13 protein-coding genes are annotated in these 18,031 nt (G+C 76.1%); 8 read left to right on the plus strand and 5 right to left on the minus strand.

The window, feature by feature from the left end; translation table 11 throughout:
* Positions 1–24: 24 nt before the first annotated feature.
* Positions 25–3,174, minus strand: a complete 3,150-nt coding sequence (locus tag ACFP2V_RS26615) for a type 2 lanthipeptide synthetase LanM family protein (protein ID WP_381217596.1) — start codon at positions 3,172–3,174, stop codon at positions 25–27.
* Between the two features lie 528 nt (positions 3,175–3,702).
* On the opposite strand from ACFP2V_RS26615, the gene ACFP2V_RS26620 reads away from it, so the two are divergent.
* Both ACFP2V_RS26620 and ACFP2V_RS26625 read left to right on the plus strand, forming a co-directional pair.
* Complete coding sequence (locus ACFP2V_RS26620; protein WP_381217598.1) at positions 3,703–4,314, plus strand: helix-turn-helix transcriptional regulator; 612 nt, start codon at positions 3,703–3,705, stop codon at positions 4,312–4,314.
* Entirely contained in the window at positions 4,311–4,985 is a 675-nt protein-coding gene (locus ACFP2V_RS26625) for a response regulator transcription factor (RefSeq protein WP_381217600.1), read from the plus strand. The genes ACFP2V_RS26620 and ACFP2V_RS26625 overlap by 4 nt, the downstream gene beginning before the upstream one ends.
* Before the next feature lie 149 nt (positions 4,986–5,134).
* On the opposite strand, the gene ACFP2V_RS26630 is transcribed toward ACFP2V_RS26625, so the two are convergent.
* The 3 genes from ACFP2V_RS26630 to ACFP2V_RS26640 form a co-directional block, all read right to left on the minus strand.
* Entirely contained in the window at positions 5,135–5,875 is a 741-nt protein-coding gene (locus tag ACFP2V_RS26630; protein WP_381217602.1) for a Type 1 glutamine amidotransferase-like domain-containing protein, read from the minus strand.
* 166 nt (positions 5,876–6,041) lie between these two features.
* Positions 6,042–6,821: a 4'-phosphopantetheinyl transferase family protein gene (locus ACFP2V_RS26635; RefSeq protein ID WP_381217605.1), complete on the minus strand. Its 780-nt coding sequence runs from the start codon at positions 6,819–6,821 to the stop codon at positions 6,042–6,044.
* Positions 6,814–7,002 carry an MbtH family protein gene (locus tag ACFP2V_RS26640; RefSeq protein WP_381217622.1) on the minus strand — a complete coding sequence of 63 codons (189 nt, stop codon included), beginning with the start codon at positions 7,000–7,002 and terminating at the stop codon, positions 6,814–6,816. Before ACFP2V_RS26640 ends, ACFP2V_RS26635 begins: the two co-directional genes overlap by 8 nt.
* Positions 7,003–7,317: 315 nt before the next feature.
* Here ACFP2V_RS26640 and ACFP2V_RS26645 point away from each other — a divergent pair, with 315 nt between their 5' ends.
* The 6 genes from ACFP2V_RS26645 to ACFP2V_RS26670 all read left to right on the plus strand — a co-directional run bounded on the left by ACFP2V_RS26645 (position 7,318) and on the right by ACFP2V_RS26670 (position 16,099).
* Positions 7,318–9,642 carry a lantibiotic dehydratase gene (locus ACFP2V_RS26645; protein ID WP_381217607.1) on the plus strand — a complete coding sequence of 775 codons (2,325 nt, stop codon included), beginning with the start codon at positions 7,318–7,320 and terminating at the stop codon, positions 9,640–9,642.
* Positions 9,642–11,243, plus strand: a complete 1,602-nt coding sequence (locus ACFP2V_RS26650; protein ID WP_381217610.1) for an amino acid adenylation domain-containing protein — start codon at positions 9,642–9,644, stop codon at positions 11,241–11,243. The genes ACFP2V_RS26645 and ACFP2V_RS26650 overlap by 1 nt, the downstream gene beginning before the upstream one ends.
* Positions 11,240–12,265, plus strand: a complete 1,026-nt coding sequence (locus tag ACFP2V_RS26655; RefSeq protein WP_381217612.1) for a threonine ammonia-lyase — start codon at positions 11,240–11,242, stop codon at positions 12,263–12,265. Before ACFP2V_RS26650 ends, ACFP2V_RS26655 begins: the two co-directional genes overlap by 4 nt.
* The gene (locus ACFP2V_RS26660) at positions 12,262–12,516 is read left to right on the plus strand and encodes an acyl carrier protein (protein ID WP_381217614.1); all 255 of its coding nucleotides are present in this window, start codon (positions 12,262–12,264) and stop codon (positions 12,514–12,516) included. The genes ACFP2V_RS26655 and ACFP2V_RS26660 overlap by 4 nt, the downstream gene beginning before the upstream one ends.
* 251 nt (positions 12,517–12,767) lie before the next feature.
* Positions 12,768–15,065: a lantibiotic dehydratase gene (locus ACFP2V_RS26665; RefSeq protein WP_381217616.1), complete on the plus strand. Its 2,298-nt coding sequence runs from the start codon at positions 12,768–12,770 to the stop codon at positions 15,063–15,065.
* A gap of 110 nt (positions 15,066–15,175) precedes the next feature.
* Entirely contained in the window at positions 15,176–16,099 is a 924-nt protein-coding gene (locus ACFP2V_RS26670; protein WP_381217624.1) for a DUF2510 domain-containing protein, read from the plus strand.
* A 74-nt stretch (positions 16,100–16,173) separates the two neighbouring features.
* Here ACFP2V_RS26670 and ACFP2V_RS26675 read toward each other — a convergent pair whose 3' ends face one another.
* Positions 16,174–17,376: an amino acid deaminase/aldolase gene (locus tag ACFP2V_RS26675; protein ID WP_381217618.1), complete on the minus strand. Its 1,203-nt coding sequence runs from the start codon at positions 17,374–17,376 to the stop codon at positions 16,174–16,176.
* Positions 17,377–18,031: the final 655 nt, after the last annotated feature.

The raw sequence follows: 18,031 nt of genomic DNA on the forward strand, positions 1-18,031 counted from the left end.
CGAGGAGCGGAGGCGCCTTACCGGTCAGTGGTCGGGGTGGGCCAGGAGCAGGACGGACGGGACGGTGCCGGGGTGGGCCAGACGGAGCAGCCCGTAGCCGATGCCGGACAGCCCGTCGAGCAGCCCGGGAGAGGGAACGTGGTCGGGGGTGGCGCAGCGGTGGCTCTGTGCCTCGACGAGGGCGAGTGCCTGCCCCGTGCGCCGGGCGAGCGCTCCGGCGGCGGCCGGGTCGCCCCTCCCGGCACGTACGGCCAGGGCTTCCAGCGTGCCGAGCGTGCCCCGCCCGAGGCTGAGGTCGGGACGGACCTCGGTGTCCGCGGGCCGGGCCGGGCCCCGGGACACGGAGGGCGCGGGGGACAGGTGGGCGGCGACGGCCGCCGGTCCGGCGAGCCCGCCGGACCAGGAGACGTCCGCGGGCGCCGCCCCGGTGCCGCGCAGCGCGGCGTCCAGCAGCGTCCGGGCGGCGGCCGAGGGCGCGGCGGCGTCCCCGGGACGGCGGGCGGCGTACCGCAGCAGGGCCCAGGCGATGCCCGCGGCGCCGTCGGCGAAGCCGGCGGGAAGGCTGTGCGCGGCGGCGACACACCGGTCCGCACCGGGCGGCACGGCGCCCCCCGCGCCGGTGGCCTCTCCGGTCACCGCGCCGAGCAGCCGGTCCGCCAGAGCGTCCGCCAGCCTCAGCGCCGCCGGATCGCCGGTCGCCTCGTGCACCGCGACCGCGGCGGTCAGGGCTCCCGCCGTACCGGTGGCGAACCCGGGCTCGGAGCATGCGGAGGCGGCGTGGCCGAGCGCGGTGAGCGCGGCCGGCAGGCAGTCCACGACGTCCGGGCCGAGCAGTGCCGACAGGCGCAGCACGGCGTACACGACGCCGCCGAGACCGTCGTACGCGCCGGGTCCCGCCGCCGCGCTCAGCTCCGGCTCGTCCGCCAGCGCCTTCAGCAGGACGGGCAGGGGGCGGACGGCCTCCCGGGCGAGCGTGGCGTACCGGCCCGCTCCGGCCAGGGCGTCGGCGTGCGCCAGGAACAGCGCCACTCCGCAGTAGCCCTGCGCGAGTCCGGCGCCCATCGGCAGCACCGCCCAGTGCGGCCCGGACACCCGCTCCAGGCCGAGCCAGTTGGTCCGCCCGCCCTCGCGTACCGCGCGGGCGGCGATCTCGTCGGCGATCCCGCACGCTGCGGCGAGCAGCCGGGACGTGTCGGGCGCGACGGCCGGCACCGGCTCCACCGCCAGTTCGGACCTGGGCCGGTCCAGCGGGGAACCCGCGCCCCGGGCGGCGAGCGTGGCCGTGATGATCCACTCCTGGTCGTGGCAGTCGACCTCGTCCATCCGGGCGATCTTCTCCCGCACCGCGGTCATGCCCGCCACCGGCAGCACACCCGGGAGCCACGTGCCGTCGTCGGCCCGGACCGAGGTCCCCGACGGCCGATGGGTGAAGAGCGGCACGTCACCGCGCCACAGCGCCGCCGTCTCGTGCTCGATCAGCCGCCGGCGTGCCTCGTCGTGCTCGGACTCGGTCCACAGCACCGCGAACACGCCCTCCCGGGCGAGCGCGTCGCCGAGCAGCGACGGGTGGGCCGACTCCTCCAGCAGCGTCGCGTACAGACGGGTGGAGCGGGCGATGAGCCGGGCGGGACGGTCGGCACGGGCCATCAGCGGGCCGTCGTCGCCGAGCAGTTCACGGCCGTGCGCGGCGAGCGCCGCATAGGCGGCGCGGAACCCCTCCAGCAGGGCCGCCCGGTGATCGGCGCCCTCGAGGAGGCGGCCGGCGGGCAGCGGCTGGTTGTGCGCCGCGGGGCTGAGGACCGGGGCGCGCACGGCCCGCATGGTGTCCAGACCGCTGTCCCGCCAGTGCAGGCCCTCGCTCGGGCAGATGCCGTCGGTGGACCGGCCGAGCGCGGAGATGTCGAGGGCCCCGTGCTCGCCGATCAGCAGATGCGGCAGCAGGCAGGTGCGGTGCACGGAGGCGTGCAGCGCGTCCGCCGCCGGGTCGGCGCCCGCCGTCATGGACTGCGCGAGCCCGGTGTGCAGCAGCGTCTCGGCGTCCACCACAACCGGCTGGTCGCCGCAGGCGACGACGTTCTCGTAGTGCATGTCGGCGCCGTCCACCGCGTACAGCAGGGCCAGCAGCGCGCCCTGGCGCCGGTAGAACGCGTCCGTCTCGGTCACCGACCGGCACCAGCGGTGCTCGACGAACTCCAGCCAGCCGTACGCCTCGCGGCGCAGGCTGCGCGGGGTCCGCAGGTCCAGTCCGGCGACCTTGGCGTTCAGCCAGTCCACCAGGTCGTCGAGGAGCGCGTGCTGGCCGAGCGGCCGGGGCTTGTAGACCAGCCGGTCGCCGCCGGCGAACTGCAGGACGGCGACGGACCGGTTGCCCTGGTGGGCGTCTCCGCGGCCGAGGTCCACCCCGGCGAGCGGTCCCGGGTCGCGTCCGTCGAGGAGCCCCGCGGCCAGGTCCTCCCGGTCGGCCGCGAAACGGGCCGCCAGTTCGGCCGTGGCCGCCGTCGCGTCCAGGGCGGTCTGCGCGAGCATCCGGGCCAGCACCGGGTAGGCGGCGAACAGCGCGCAGAGGCCCTGCCGGGTGCCCGCGGCGGCGGCGAAGGCGTCGAACCGCTCGCGGGCACCGGCCCCGGCCAGCCGCCCGGCGCGCCGTGCCGTGTCCAGTTCGTGGACCAGGGTCCGCGCCGCCTGCCGGACCAGCTGGTACGTCAGCCGCCGTGCGAACGCCTCCCGCCACACGGCCGGTTCGGCGCCGGTGGACGCGGGCAGCAGCTCGGCCAGCCGCGCGGTGGCGGTGGCGACCAGCGGCCGGACGACCGGAGCGAAGGCGTCGGGTCCCTCGCCCGGAACGACCGTCTCCACCGGTGCCGTCGCGGCGCTGTCCAGGGCCGCTTCGGCGTACCGCGCCCAATCGGGCTTCGGGGAACGGGCGGCCAGCCGCGCCGCGGGCTCCGCGGCCAGTGCCGCGGCCGTGGCGCCGTCCACGCCCAGACCGGCCAGTCGCAGGGCGAAGCCCTCGGCGTCCCCGGCGGCCCAGGGGGCGGGCCCGGCGGCGGCTCCGGCGGGTGCCCCGGGAAGGCCGGGGGCGTCGAGGCGTTCCGCGAGGGACAGCGCCGGTGCCCACCACGAGGGCGGGAGGCCGGTGCTCCGGGACGTCGGGAGGCTGGCGGTCTCAGTCACGAGAAAGAAGGTCGCAGACCCCCAGTGGCCCCCACATGGGTAAGCAGCCCCCATATTCTGCGCGGCCCCTGCCCCGCTCCGGCGGGCCGGGACGCTCGAACCCGCCCCTGGAGCGGCGAACCCGCAGCTCGGAGGCGGGGTCGTCCGTACCGCTCGGATGGGGGACGGAGCGCCGGACGGAAGAGTGGTCCTGCGCGTTCGGCCCTTGTGCCCGCCCCCGGCGTATGCGCGGACCCCCTGCACGGCCCTTCTCCAGGCCGCGGCCCCATGGCCGCTCCTTTCCCGTCCCCCGGATCCCCGGTCCGCTGATCACGCCGCCGCCCGGACCGGTCGACGGCCGCCGTACGCCGGGCCGGGAGGAGGACGCGAGGGGATCACGAGCCGATGGGGCCGCCCCGCCCGGGGGAAAGGTGGGGGCCGGTTACCGATGCCGCCGCGTCCCCGCGCCCGGCACGGTGGTGCGCAGTCCTCACCGCACACCGCCCGGAGTGCCCACGACCGGGCGGACCGACTTCCTAGGAGCAGCAGATGGGAGCACCCGTATCCGTCGGCGTGGTCGCCCTCGATCCGGTACTGGAGGCCGGCACACGTACGACCCTGCTGGCCTGCCCGGAACTGACCGTGTGCGAGCCCGTCGAGGCCCGGGTCGCCGTCCTCACCGTCGACCGCCTCGGCCCGGGCGAGCTGGACATGGTGCGCGTCACCCGCGCCCTGAGGCACGGCCCCGCCGTCGTGCTGGTGGCCGGTGTCCTCGCCTCCGGCGACGCCCTGCACACCCTGGCAGCCGGTGCCCGCGGCCTGCTGGTGCGCCGGGACGCCGACGCCCCCCGCCTCGCCCACGCGGTGCTGGCCGCCGCCCGCGACGACTGCACCCTGCCACCCGGCCTGCTCGAACAGCTCCTGGACCGCCCGTCGGACCCCCGGCACGGCACCGGCGGCTGGACCGACAGCATGCTGTCCGACCGGGAGCGCTCGGTGCTGCGGCTGGTCGCCGACGGCCACGAGACGGCCGAGATCGCCCAGCGGCTCGCCTACTCGCCGCGCACCGTGACCACCGTGGTGCACGACATCACCCAGCGGTTCCGCCTGCGCAACCGTGCCCACGCGGTCGCCTACGCGCTCCGGGCGGGCCTGCTGTGACCGCGACCCTGACCGCCGCGCCCGCGCCCGCGGCCGCGGCGCCCATGGCGTCCGCTGTCACGGCCGGCGTGTCCGCTGCCACGGCCGGTGTGCTCCCGGTCCTTCGCATCCCGCCCTCGCGGGGCGCCGACCGGGTCCGCGCAACGGCCCGCCGCGCCGGTCTGGTCCACGCGGCGGAGCACGGCGGGCCCGGGACCGTCACCGTGGTGGCCGCCGCCGACGCCGCGCAGGCCCTGCGCGGCCGGCACGGCGCGGGCCCGCTGGTCCTGGTGTGCGACACCGTCGGCCGCACGGGACTGCGGCTCGCGCTGCGGGCCGGGGCGGTCGTCCTGCGGGCCGCCGACCTCACCGAGGAGAGCCTGGCGGCAGCGGTGCGCCGCGCGGCCCATCCGCACCCGAGCATCCCCTACCCGGACCTCTCCCACCTGCTGACCAGCGGTTCGCGACCCGGCGACCCGGCCGCCGACGGCGGCGGCCGGCCCGCCCTGACCGCCCGGCAGACGTCGGTACTGCGCCTCATGGCCGAGGGCCACGGCAACGCGGACATCGCCCTGCTGCTGCGCTGCTCCGAACACACCGTCAAGAACGTCATCTACGAGATCATGGCCCGCTTGCAGGCCCGCAACCGGGCCCACGCGGTCGCTCACGCCGTACGGCACGGCCTGGTCTGAGGCGGCGGAGCGAGCGACGCGGACGCGGGGGCGGGAGCCGTGACCACGGAGCCCCGACGGCCGCACGCGGGCGCCCCTCACCCCGCGCGGGCGCCGGTCCCTCGAGCGGTCGTCCGTCCGTCCGGTCGTCCATCCGTCCGTCCGTCCGGTCAGCCGGGGGGCGTGGGCAGCAACCGCGGCTCCATCCGCTCCTCCACGGCCCGCTCGCCGTCCCGGCGCACCACGTAGGCGGCCTTGTCCGGCTCCTCCGCCACCGCCTCGACCAGCTCGGTGCCCCGGTAGACCAGCCCCACCCCGTCGTCGGTGCAGTGCGCCGTCGCGAAGACGCCCTGGGCCACCAGCCGGTGGATCAGCGGACGCCGGCCCGCGTCGCTGTCGTAGTGCACCCCGTTGCCGTACGGCAGCAGGTCCAGCCCGTCGGTGACCGGGCGCAGTTCGGGGCCGAAGGAGTCCGTGGTGCCGCCCCGGAACCAGCAGATGGAACCCGCGCTCACCCCGGCGAGCACCACCCCGGAGCGCCACGCGCGCCGCAGGACCCCGTCCAGCCCGTGCACCCGCCACACGGCGAGCAGGTTGACCACCGAGCCGCCCATCACCCAGACCACGTCGTGGTCGAGCACCGTGCCCTCGACGTCGTCCACGTTCGGCATCGGGAAGAGCTGGAGCGGGGTGAGGTCGAAGCCCGCCACCCGGGCGGCCTCGCCCACCCGCGCCGTGACGTGCTCGGCGTCGCCCACCGCCGTGCCCAGGTAGAGGACGCGGGGGCGTCGGCCGTGCACACCGGAGAGATCGACCGCGTGGTGGACCAGGGAGTTGAAGAGGACCCGGGTGCGCGCGCCGACGCGATGACCTCCGGAGGTGGCGACGATGGTGGGTTCCGGAGCGGTCACGCCGGTGATCGTAGCGTGCCAACTCCTTTGCGTTTGTGGGTTATTGGTGAAGGCGTCGCGTTCCCCGCCCAGGTGAAGGGCGCGGGACCGCGTCAGGACGCCGCAACGCCACGACGGCGGGGACCGGGCCCGTCGGACCGGTCCCCGCCGTGTTCGCGCGTACGCCTCAGGGCGTATGCAGGGCCACCGCCGCCGCGTACCCCGCCGGGACCGGGACGTCCCGTACGGTCCACCCCGGTGCCGGGGCGGTCGGCAGCGGCCCGGTGCCCACGTAGTCCAGCGCCGGATCGCGCACCAGACCCGTGCCCAGGCCCTTGAGGTAGGCCTCCTTGCGCACCCAGGCCCGGGTGAACGCGGCCGGACGCTCGTGCGCGGGCAGCGCCGCCAGCTCGTCCGCCTCCGCCAGGTGCAGCGCCGACTGCGCGCCGAGCACCGCCCGCATGGTGGCCAGCCCTTCCACGTCGACACCGACCGGTGCGGGGGCGAGCGCCACCATCACCAGGCCCCCGCTGTGGGACAGCGAGAAGTGCACCCCCGGCATGCGCAGGGCCGGCCGCCCGTGCGGTCCGCCGCAGCCCGCGCACGGCTCCCGCGTCAGCGGCAGCGCGTCGGCGGGCACGCCGAGCAGGGCGCTCAGCACGTCGCGCAGGGCCGCGTGCGCGACCACGTACGCGTCCCGGTCGCGGTCGTGCCGGAACGCACGGGCCCGGTCCCGTTCCTCCGCGTCCAGCAGCTCCCGCGCGTCCCGCAGGGTCCGCTCGTCCAGGGCACCGACGTGGGCCAGGTACAGCTCCAGCGGTCCCCTCAGCACGCGCGGGCCCGGCGCCCGCGCCCGGTGCCGCAGCCCGGACAGGTCCAGCACGGCCGGGCACAGCAGCCCGGACGGCGCCGGCGGCGGGGCGTGCGCCGGCGGGTCCAGGAGCCGGCCCGCCCGCGGCTCAGACATCCGCCCCGGCCAGCCGGCGGCGCAGGCCGGCCGGGCGCATGTCCGTCCAGATCACGCCGATGTGGTCCAGGCACTCCTGCCGGCCGCCCCGCCGGCCCTCCGGGTGCCAGCCGGCGGGCACTTCGCGGTCCGCCCGCCAGATCGAGTACTGCTCCTCGTCGTTGCGCACCACGAGATACACCTCGTCGGTGCCCGGGCGGGCCTCCTCGGTACCCGAGCCGGTCGCGGAGTGGGATTGCGTCACGGTGAACCTCCCGCAGGTGATGGGGCCGGCCGCAGGTCGGGGCCGACGCCGACAGCGTGCCGGGCGGCCCCCCGACCGGGGCAGGGACGAACGCGCCGAGCCCACGGCGCGCGTTGCTGCCGGATCTTCTCTGGTGCCCTGCCGCCCCGGCGCGGGACGGTGCTGTACGCCCGGGGAGCCGGGCATCCCGGCGGCGGCCACGGCCCGGCCGGGCGGCCTCCCCGCGCACCCCCCTTCCGGAAGGAGCACGTGATGTCGGACGAGCACGCACCGGTCCTGCTGCCGGGCGGAGGCTGGCGTCTGTGGGAGGAGTTCGCGCTGCGCGGTCCCGGCTTTCCCGCCGACGGCGTGCTGCGCCTGGCCCCGCCCGGACTGGCCCAGGCCGCCGACAAGTTCGGCCCCGGCACCGATCTGTCCGGACCCGAGTGGCGGGCCTTCGCCGAGGAGCTGTCGGCGGCCGCCGTGGACACCGCCCGCCACCTCCAGCGAGTCGCAGCCCAGCCCCGCTTCCAGGCGGCCCTCGCCTGGCAGAACCCTGCCGTCCTGCGCACCGGCATCGCCCCGTTCCTGCGCTGGACGCCGGGCGTGGACAGCCGCAGCAGCATGCCCCGCCAGCGCGAGGAACTGGTCGCCCACTACTGGCAGCGGTTCTGCGTGAAGAACGACACCATCGGCTTCTTCGGCCCCGTCGGCTGGGGCCGCTGGGACCTGTCGGCGCCGCACGCCGTCGCCGTGGACGCCGGCCGGGACTTCCTCGCCGCGCAGGAGGTCTACTTCTCCGGCTGGGCCGTCGACGCCCTGGCCAGGGTGCTCGCCGAGGACGACGAGCTGATGCGGTGGATCCCGCCGCGCCGGGTGTCCTTCGTCCACTGCCAGGACGGCACGGTACGGATCCCGGGACGGCCCGCCCAGTCCGTCGGGGAGCTGCAGCAGGCCGTGCTGCTGCGCTGTGACGGCACCCGGCACCTCGCCGCCGTCGCCGCCGAACTGGACCTGGAGAGCGACGACGTCGCCGGCATCGTGCGCGAACTGGCCGGCCGGCGCTGGGTGCAGTGGCGTCTGGAGGTGCCCGCGGACACCCACCCCGACCGGGCCCTGCGTCACATCCTGGAGCGCGTACCCGACGAGGCCGTCCGCGACCGGGCGCTGACGAAGCTCGCCGTACTGGAGCGCGGCCGCGACGCCGTACGCGACGCCGGGACCGACGCCACCGCGCTGACCGCCGCGATCGGCGCCCTGGAGGCCGACTTCGCCGCCCTCACCGACAGTGAGGCCCAGCGCGCCAAGGGCGCACGCACCGCCCCCTGCCGGGGACTGGTGTACTCCGACGCCCGACGGTCGGCCACCGCCACGGCCGGACCCGCACTGCTGGCCCGTCTGGAGCCCCTCCAGCTGTGCCTGACGGCCGCCCGCTGGATGACGAACCGCTTCGCCGACGCCATCCGCGCCCGGCTGCGCACCGTCCACGACCGGCTGAGCGCCGACGGCACGCCCGTGGACCTCGCCACCCTGTGGATGAACACCCTGCCCTCCCCGCATCCGGACGCCGGCGACCTGATCGACGCCGCCCAGGCCGAACTGCGCGCCAAGTGGGCCCGGATCCTCGACCTCCCGCCCGACGCCCGCCGCGTCCGCCTGACCACGGCCGAGCTGGCCGACCGGGTGCGCCAAGAGTTCGGCGAGCCCGGCGACGGCTGGTCCCTCGCCCGCTACGTCAGCCCCGACATCCTGGTCGTCGCCGAGGACGCGGACGCCCTCACCCGCGGCGACGTCGACCTCGTCCTCGGCGAGATGCACTGCGCGCTGAACACCATGGGCGCCTCCCTCTTCGTCCACCAGCACCCCGACCGCGACCGGCTGATCGCCGAGACCAGCCGCGACTTCCCCGGCCCGCGCCTGCTGCCCACGCTGCCCAAGGAGCTGCCCCTGCGCTGGTCCACCCGCAGCCGGCCCTCCCTGGACCGGCCCGAGGACCACCACGTGACCCTGGTCGACCAGACCGGCGACCCGCACCGTCCGAACTCGGTGCCGAGCGCCGACGTCCGCGTCGAGAACCGGGACGGCCGGCTGACCGCCGTACTGCCCGACGGCAGCACCCACGAGGTCCTCGACGCCTACGCCAACACCCTCACCCAGCGCGTCATGGACCGCTTCACCCTCCGCCCCGAGGGTGAGCACACCCCGCGCATCACCGTCGACCGCATGACCGTGGCCCGCGAGACCTGGCAACTGCCCGTCTCGGAAGTCGACTTCGCCGACGAGAAGGACGAGGCCGCCCGATTCGTGCGCGCCCGGCACTGGCAGCGCCGCCACGACCTGCCCCGCTTCGTCTTCATCGTCTCCCCGACCGAACCCCGCCCGTTCTACGTCGACTTCGACAGCCCCGTGTACGTCACCATCCTCGCCAAGGCGGTCCGCCGGCTCACCCGCAAGGACCCCGGGGCCCGCCTGAAGGTCAGCGAGATGCTGCCCACCCCCGAGCAGTCCTGGCTCACCGACGACGTCGGGCACCGCTACACCTCCGAACTCCGCTTCGTGGCCGTCGACCTGACCGTCACCGGCACGGAGGAGGCGTGATGCGCACCGTCGCCGACGACCTCGCCGCGCACGCCGCCCGTCGCCCGGGGCGGGTCGCGCTGGACACCCCCGCCGGTGAGATCACGTACGGCCGGCTGGCCGCGCGCGCCGACGAGCTGACCCGGCTGCTGCGGGCCCACGGCGCCGGAGCGGAGACGGTGTGCGCCGTCGCCGTCGAGCACGGCGCCGACGCGGTGGCCGCGATGGCCGCGGTCATCCGCTGCGGAGCCGCCTTCCTCACCCTGGACGTGGCCCAGCCCCGCGAACGGCTGGCGGCCTTCGTCCGCGGGGCGGGCACCCGCCTGCTGCTGACCACCTCCGCGCACGCCCACGCACTCGACCTGGGCGTGCCCACGATCCTGCTGGACCGTCCGGGCGCCGAGCTGGACCGTCCGGGTGCTGAGCCGGAGCGTCCGGGTGCTGAGCCGGGCCGTCCGACCGCCGAGCCCGACGGCCCCACCGCCGGGCCGGACCGTCCCACCGCCCCGCCGGACCGTCCCGCGACGCCGCCCCCGCCGGTCGACCCGCAGGCCCTGGCCTACGTCAGCCACACCTCCGGCAGCACCGGCGAACCCAGCCCGGTCCTGGTCGAACACCGCGCCCTCGACGCCTACCTGCGCGACACCGCGCGCGCCTTCGGCCTCGGCCCGGACACCGTGGCCCTGCAGACCGCGCCGCTCGGCTACGACGCCTCGATCCGGGACACCTTCGCCCCGCTGCTGGCCGGAGCCCGGCTGGTGATCGTGGAGCGCGCCCGGCTGCTGCGCCCCGCCGACTTCGCCCGTACCGTGCGCGAACACCGGGTGACCGCGCTGCTCAGCGTCACCCCGTCCTTCCTGTCCCACCTGGCCGGGCAGCCGGACCCGGCCGACCAGCTGGCCGGCGTCACCCTGGTCGCCTCCAGCGGCGAGTCCCTGCGTCCGTTCCTCACCGCCGGCGGACGGCGGGCGGTACCGGGCACGCTCGTCAACCAGTACGGCCCGACCGAGTGCACCATGACCACTACCCGCCACATCGTCCCGGTCGAGCCCGACACGACCGCCGACGTGGTGGGCACGCCCCGGGCGGGCACGGTCGTCCGGGTGCTCGACGCCGGTCTCGTGCCGGTCCCCGACGGCAGCGTGGGCGAGGTGTACATCGGCGGCGCGGGCATGGCGCGAGGCTACGGCGGGTGCCCGGCCCGTACCGCCGAGTGCTTCCTGCCCGACCCCTTCGGCCCGCCCGGTGCCCGCCTCTACCGCACCGGCGACCTCGGCCGGTGGGGCCCGCAGGGCCTGACCTACGTCGGCCGCACCGACCGGCAGGTCAAGATCCGCGGCCACCGGGTGGACCCCGCCGAGATCGAGGGCGCCCTGCTGTCCCACCCGCACGTCAGCGGCGCCGCGGTCACCGCGCACACCGACGACCGGGGACGGGTGTACCTGGCCGCCCACGTCACCGGCGACCTGACCGCCACCGCCGACGCGGAGCTCCGCACCCACCTGGCCCGCTCCCTGCCGCCGCACCTGATGCCCCGCCGGTTCCAGCGCCACGACGCGCTGCCCACCACCCGGGGCGGCAAGGCGGACCGTCGCCGGCTGGTCGCGGGGAGCGCCCCGTGACCGCCACCGGCCTGCGGCCGGCCACGGCCGGCATCCTGCCCGGCCCTGCCGACGTCGCCGCGGCGGCCGCCCGTATCGCCCCCTACGTCCTGCGCACGCCCCTGCTGCGCGGCCCGGTGACGGCGACGCCCGGAACGGACCTGCTGCTGAAGGCCGAACACCGGCAGGCCGGCAACTCGTTCAAGATGCGCGGAGCCGCCAACGCCGTCCTGGCGCTGGACGCCGACCGGGTCGTCACCGGTTCGTCCGGCAACCACGGCATCGCCCTCGCCTGGCTCGCCCGCTCCCTCGGCATCCGGCTGACCGTCGTCCTCGCGGCGGGCGCGGTTCCCGCCAAGGCCGCCGTCATCCGCGCGCTCGGCGCCGAGACGGTCCAGGTGGGCGGGGGAGTGGCCGAGCGGGAGGAGCGGGCCGGCCGGCTCGCGGAGGAGACCGGCGCCACCCTCGTGCCCTCCTCGGACCACCCCCTGGTGGTGGCCGGGCAGGGCACGGTCGGCACCGAACTGCTCGCCGACGCCCCCGGCACCGAGACGGTCTACGTCCCGACCGGCGGCGGCGGACTCCTCGCCGGCGTCTGCCTCGCCGCCGCCGACCACCCGGTCCGGGTGGTCGGCGTCGAACCGGCCCTGACCCCCCGTTATGCCCGCTCCCTGGCCGAGGGGCACCCGGTCCAGCTGCCGCCCTGCGCCACTGTCGCCGACGGCCTGCGCGGCCAGCGGCCGGGACGCGTCCCCTACCCGATCATCCGTGACCGCGTCGACGACCTGATGGCCGTCGGCGACGCCGAGATCCTCGCCGCCGCCGCCCTGCTGCACCGCCTCGGCGTCGACGCCGAACCCAGCGGAGCCGTCGCCCTGGCCGGAGCCCTGCGCGCCGGCCGTCGCGAACGGGCCGTGGCCATCGTCTCAGGCGGCAACACCCCCGCCCGCCTGCACGCCCTTCTCCGCCCACGCGCCGCGACACCCACGGAAACAGCCGTGGAAGCACCCACCGCGACAACCATCGAGGAGCACACACCATGACCGAGAACGCCGCGACCGTCACCCGCACCGCCGACCTGCTCGTCGAGATCTTCCGCGACGTGCTCGGCCTGCCCGACCTGACCGCGGACACCGACTTCTACGAGGCGGGAGGCGACTCGCTCACCGCCTTCCAGATCACCGGCCGGCTCGAGGAGGTCCTCGGCGCGGATGTGCCGGTCTCGCTGGTCTTCGCCTACCCCACACCGAGGGACCTGGCCGAGGTCGTCGACGCCGACCACGGCCGTTCCTGACCCCTGCGGCATCCGCTCGCATCCACCGTGCACCCCACCGGTCCCTGGCCCCGGCGCGACCGTGCGAGGACCAGGGACCGGCGCGGCGCGCCGCGCACCCGTCCCTGCCCGGGCCGGCCTGAACTCTCCCCGTCCGCTCTCCGCCCTCACTTTCCCCGCCCGCACCCTCACTGCCGCGGTGCCCCCACCCGGCCCTCCCGTGCCGTCCCTCCGCCCGCCCGTTCCCCGCGCTCGCCAAGGAGAGCCCTGCCATGACCGAAGACCTCGTACCGTCCCTCGGCCGCTGGCGTCTGTGGGAGCAGTTCGCGCTGCGCGGTCCCGGCTTCCCCGCCGACGGGGTGCTGCGGCTGGCCCCGGCCGGACTGGCCGAGGCCGCCGACAAGTTCGACGCGGAGACCCCCCTCGACGGCGCGCGCTGGGCGGATTTCGCCGGCCTGTTCGCCGGCGCCGCCGTGGAGACCGCGCACACCCTCCAGGACATCGCCCGCGCGCCGGCCTTCCGGGAGGCGGTGGCCTGGCAGAACCGCCCGGTCCTCACCTCCGGCATCGCCCCGTTCCTGCGCTGGACGCCGGGCGTGGACAGCCGCAGCAGCATGCCCCGCCAGCGCGAGGAACTGGTCGCCCACTACTGGCAGCGGTTCTGCGTGAAGAACGACACCATCGGCTTCTTCGGCCCCGTCGGCTGGGGCCGCTGGGACGCCGCGGCGTCCGGCGCCGCCGTCGACACCGGATCCAAAATCGTCGCCGAGTCCACCGTCTACTGGGCGAGTTGGGGCATCGACGCGCTGGCCAGGACCCTGGACGCCGACCCCGGCCTGCGGGAGTGGATCGCCCCCCGCCGGGTGCCCTTCGTGACGGTGGACGGCCGCCGGGTCCGCGTGCCCGGCCGGCGCCCGGTGACGGTCCCCGACGAGACCGCGGCCGTCCTCGCCCTCTGCGACGGCGTCCGCCCGGCGCGGGCGATCGCCGCCGCGCTCCCGGACCACGACGTGCCCGCCGTCCTCGCGGACCTGGTTGCCCGCCGCTGGGTGGTATGGCGTCTGGACGTACCCGCGGGCACCCACCCCGACCGGGACCTGCGGGCCTGGCTGGAGACCGTCGGCGCGCCGGAACCGCGCCGACGGGGGCTCGCCGCGCTGGACCGGCTGGAGGAGGGCCGCGCGGCGGTGGCTGCCGCCCACGACGTGGACGCGCTGGTCGGCGCGCTGACCGGCTTGGAGCGGGACTTCACCGAACTGACCGACACCGCCGCCGTACGGGAGAAGTCCGCGTCGACCGCACCGTGCCGGGCGCTCGTCTACCACGACTCCCGCCGGTCCGCGACGGCCCGCCTCGGCCCCGAGGTGCTGGAGGCGCTGCGCCCGCTGCGGCTGCTCATGGACAGCGCCGGGTGGCTCACCTCACGGCTCGCCGCCGTCGTACGGACCGAGACGCGCGCGGTGTACGAACGCCTCGCCGCCGAGGGACCGGTCGACCTGGCCGTCCTCTGGTTCGCGTGCCTGCCGGTGCTGCACGGCACCGCGCGCGCCGCCGCCGGCGAACTCCAGGAGGAGTTCGCCGCCGCCTGGCGGCGCATCCTCGCGATTCCCCCGGACGCCCGCCGCGTGACCGTCCGTTCCGCGGACATCGAGGCGGCGGTGCGGGAGGAGTTCACCGGCTCCGGCGGATGGACGGCGGCCCGCTACCTGAGCCCGGACATCATGATCGCCGCCGACGGCGCCGAGGCGGTGGCCCGCGGCGACTTCACCCTCGTCCTCGGTGAACTCCACCTGGCCGCCAACACGCTGGGCGCCTCCCTCTTCACCCACCAGCACCCGGATGCCGACGAACTGCTCCGTCTCACCGACCGGGACCACCCCGGACCGCGCCTGCTGCCGTTGATCCCCAAGGAGCACCGTGCGCGCCTGTCCGCCCGGGTCCGGCACACGCTGATACGGCCCCAGGACTACCAGGTCGCCCTGACCGACTTCACCGCGGACCCCGCCCGCCCCCGGGCCGTGCGCAGCGCCGACGCCGTCGTCGAGGACCGCGACGGCGACCTCGTCGTCCGGCTTCCGGACGGTGCGCGATTCCCGGTGACGGACGTCTTCTCGCACGTCCTGACCACCCTCTCGATGGACCTCTTCCGCCTCCTGCCGCCGGAGAGCCACACACCGCGCGTCACCGTCGACCGGCTGGTGGTGGCCCGGGAGACGTGGCGACTGCCCGCGCCGGAGGCGGGGTTCGCCGACGACAAGGACGAGGCCCGGCGCTTCGTCCGCGCCCGGCAGTGGCGCGCCAGGCTCGGCCTGCCCCGCTACGTCTTCGTCGTCTCCCCGGCCGAGTCCCGGCCGTTCTACGTCGACTTCGACAGCCCCGTGTACGTCACGATCCTCGCCAAGGCGCTGCGCCGGCTGGCCCGCAGGGACCCACGGGGCACGGTCACGTTCACGGAGATGCTGCCCTCACCGGAGCAGACCTGGCTCCGCGACGACGAGGGACGCCGTTACACCTCGGAACTGCGCTTCGTGGCGTTCGACACGGAGGCGATGCCGACCGGGCAGCGCTGAACCCCGACGACGTCGCCCGCGTCCGGGACGGCAACCCGTTTCGGTCGCGGACGAGTTGTGAGAACGGAGGCGGGCTTCGCCGGTACTCGTCCTAAAGTGCCCGGATGAGCATGACGCCCGCACCCGGCTGGTACCCCGACCCGCACGCCCCGCACCTGGAACGCTGGTGGGACGGCACGGTCTGGACCGAGCACCGGCGTACCCCCGAGGTGCCCGGCGGGCCGGTGCCGCCGTCTCCCGGTGGCTCCGGCAGCCGTACCCGGGTCATCGCCCTCGTCACGGCGGCGGCCGTGCTCGTCGCCGCGGTCGTCACCGGCGCGGTGCTGCTGGGCGGCGACGACGGCGACCCGGAGACCAGGACCGGCCCCTCCACCGCCCCGTCCGCCCACGCACCGGACGGTGCCGGCCCCCCACCGTCCACGTCGTCCCCCTCGAAGTCCGCGTCCGGGCCCTTTGACGACGCCCCGAACGTCGTCGAGGACCAGCTCAACGGCATCACCTTCCCGCTCCTCGACGGCTGGGTGCGGCCGGAGAACGTCAGCCAGGACGATGTCGTCATGACCACCCCCGGCACCCACGACTGCCCGGGCGAGGGCAGCGTCTGCCGTCACGGCCTCGTCATGTCCCGCACGGTGACCGCGACCGACGAGACCTCGCCCGAGCTGCTCGCCGAGGAGGACGTCCTTGACGCGGCCGAGGACGCCTTCGAGGAGGACGCCCTCGACCGGATGCCCTACGGCGGCATCGAGTCCCACAAGGTCGTGAAATCCGGCCCGGTCGCGGTGGCGGGCCGCGCCGGGTACTTCGTCCGCCGGCAGGTGACGACCGGCAAGGGCCCCGGCGGATACGTGCAGTCGCTGGTCTTCCCCTCCACCATCGGCACCGGGGCGCCGGTCGTCGTCCGCTACGTCTTCGAGGCGGGCGACGGCGCGCCGCCCCTGGCCGACATGGACCGCATCACCAAGGGCATCCGCGCGGTCGGCGACGCGGACCCGGGCGGCGGCGTGGGCGACAGCATCGGCCCCACCCCCTGACCTGTGGCGGAACCGGACGTCCTGAGCCGGGGCGGACCGGGCCCGACCCGGCCGCAGTGGGCTACCGCGGTGGGCTAAAGGAACGTCATGCCCTCGCCGCGGTACGTCGGTACGGTGTCCGTCACCGCGTCGCCCTCGACCAGTCGCAGCGCGTCGAACCGCTCGCACAGCTCGCCCGCCTTGGCGTGCCGGAACCACACCTTGTCGCCGATCAGCAGATCGTCGGCCGGCGGGCCCAGCAACGGCGTCTGCACCTCGCCGGCTCCCTCCCGGGGGTCGTAGCGCAGTCCCTCGGGCAGACAGGGCACCGGCAGCCGGTCGGTGCCGGCCGCGCCGGAGGCCGGATAACCGCCGCCGAGCACCGTGACCACGCCCACACCCGGCCGCCGTACGACGGGCAGGGCGAAGAGCGCCGCCGGACGCCCGGTGAACGACGTGTAGTTGTCGAACAGCCGCGGCACGTACAGCCCCGACCCCGCCGCGATCTCGGTGACCGCGTCCTCCTCGGCGGTGTACTGCACGCTGCCCGTACCGCCGCCGTTGACGAACTCCAGATCCGGTACGACCGCCCGCACCGCCCGCACCACCGCCGCTCGCCGCGCGGAGAGCTCCCGCCGGGCGGTGGCCTGCATCAGCCGCACGGCCCGGGACCGCAACGGCTGCCCGGCCACCGCGTCGCCGACCCCCGCGACATGACCCTCGTACGCCATGATCCCCACGACCTCGAACCCGGGGCGCCGGGCCGCCGCGCGGGCCACCTCGGCGACCTGCGCGGGGGAGTGGAGCGGGGACCGCCGGGCACCGACCCGCACCCGACCGCCGAGCAGCTTGAGCGAGGTGTCCAGCTCCAGACAGACCCGCACCACCTCGCTGCCGCCGGCGCGCGCGGCGTCGATCAGGTCCAGCTGCGCCGGGTCGTCGACCATGACGGTGACGGCGGCGGCGAGCTTGGGGTCCGCGGCCAGCTCGGCGTAACCGGAGCGGTCGGCGGAGGGGTAGGCGAGCAGGATGTCGTCGAAACCGGAGCGGGCCAGCCACAGGGACTCGGCGAGGGTGAACGACATGATGCCCGCGAAGCCGTCCCTGGCGAGCACCCGTTCGAGCAGGGCGCGGCAGCGCACGGACTTGCTGGCCACCCGGACCGGTTTTCCGCCGGCCCGGCGGAGCAGATCGTCCGCGTTGGCGTCGAAGGCGTCCAGATCCACGATCGCGAGCGGGGCGTCGAGATGGGCGGTGGCCCGTTCGTAACGGGCCCGGTCGGAGGCGCGCGCAGTCATGAACGCAGCCTGCCAGAAGGGTCTTTCGAACGGGTAGGGGATGTTCCGGGCAGATGCCGCGGGCCTGCGGACTGGTTCCCGTTCGGCCGGGGCCACGCCGTAGAGTGACGCGCACGCCCGGCGGCCCACGCCGGACAAAGGCCCGTGCCGGGATGACGCTCCTCCCATGCGGGTATCTGTGCCCGGGACGACTTCGTGCCGGGTCCGGCGGCAGACACCGGCCCGCGGCGAGGAAACGGTCCGGGCACGAGGAAACGGGGGGTGCATGAGCACGGAAGCGCGGCGCGCCTCCCACTCTCCGGGCCCCACGACTCCTCCGCCGCCGTCCACGCCCCCGCGCCCGTCCCACCCGCCGACCGGCGGGGACGAGGACACTCGTGAGCCGGACCGACGGCAGCCGGACGCCGGCACCGGGCCGCGTGAGACGCCCGCTGCGACGCCCCCCGGGGGAGCGGCGGACGGCGCCGCGCCGGTGCAGCCCCTGGGACGGACCTCCGGCGGAACCGGCGCGTTCGACGTGCGCCGGCCGGCCACGGCGCCGTCCGCCGACACGGGCCGCGTGGAAGACGGCACGGGAGGCACACCCGTGCCCGCTCCCTCTGCCCCGGGGTCTTCCACGACATGCTGCCCCGGCTGCGCGACGAGGTGGGGGCGG

It is taken from the genome of Streptomyces incanus, assembly GCF_042656345.1.
GTDB classification, from domain to species: domain Bacteria; phylum Actinomycetota; class Actinomycetes; order Streptomycetales; family Streptomycetaceae; genus Streptomyces; species Streptomyces incanus.

Coding starts and splice junctions, on each gene's coding strand:
- ACFP2V_RS26635 (WP_381217605.1), bottom strand. CDS start 6,821: ATGTCTGAGCCGCGGGCGGGCCGGCTCCTGGACCCGCCGGCGCACGCC.
- ACFP2V_RS26675 (WP_381217618.1), bottom strand. CDS start 17,376: ATGACTGCGCGCGCCTCCGACCGGGCCCGTTACGAACGGGCCACCGCC.
- ACFP2V_RS26660 (WP_381217614.1), top strand. CDS start 12,262: ATGACCGAGAACGCCGCGACCGTCACCCGCACCGCCGACCTGCTCGTC.
- ACFP2V_RS26645 (WP_381217607.1), top strand. CDS start 7,318: ATGTCGGACGAGCACGCACCGGTCCTGCTGCCGGGCGGAGGCTGGCGT.
- ACFP2V_RS26620 (WP_381217598.1), top strand. CDS start 3,703: ATGGGAGCACCCGTATCCGTCGGCGTGGTCGCCCTCGATCCGGTACTG.
- ACFP2V_RS26670 (WP_381217624.1), top strand. CDS start 15,176: ATGACGCCCGCACCCGGCTGGTACCCCGACCCGCACGCCCCGCACCTG.
- ACFP2V_RS26665 (WP_381217616.1), top strand. CDS start 12,768: ATGACCGAAGACCTCGTACCGTCCCTCGGCCGCTGGCGTCTGTGGGAG.
- ACFP2V_RS26650 (WP_381217610.1), top strand. CDS start 9,642: ATGCGCACCGTCGCCGACGACCTCGCCGCGCACGCCGCCCGTCGCCCG.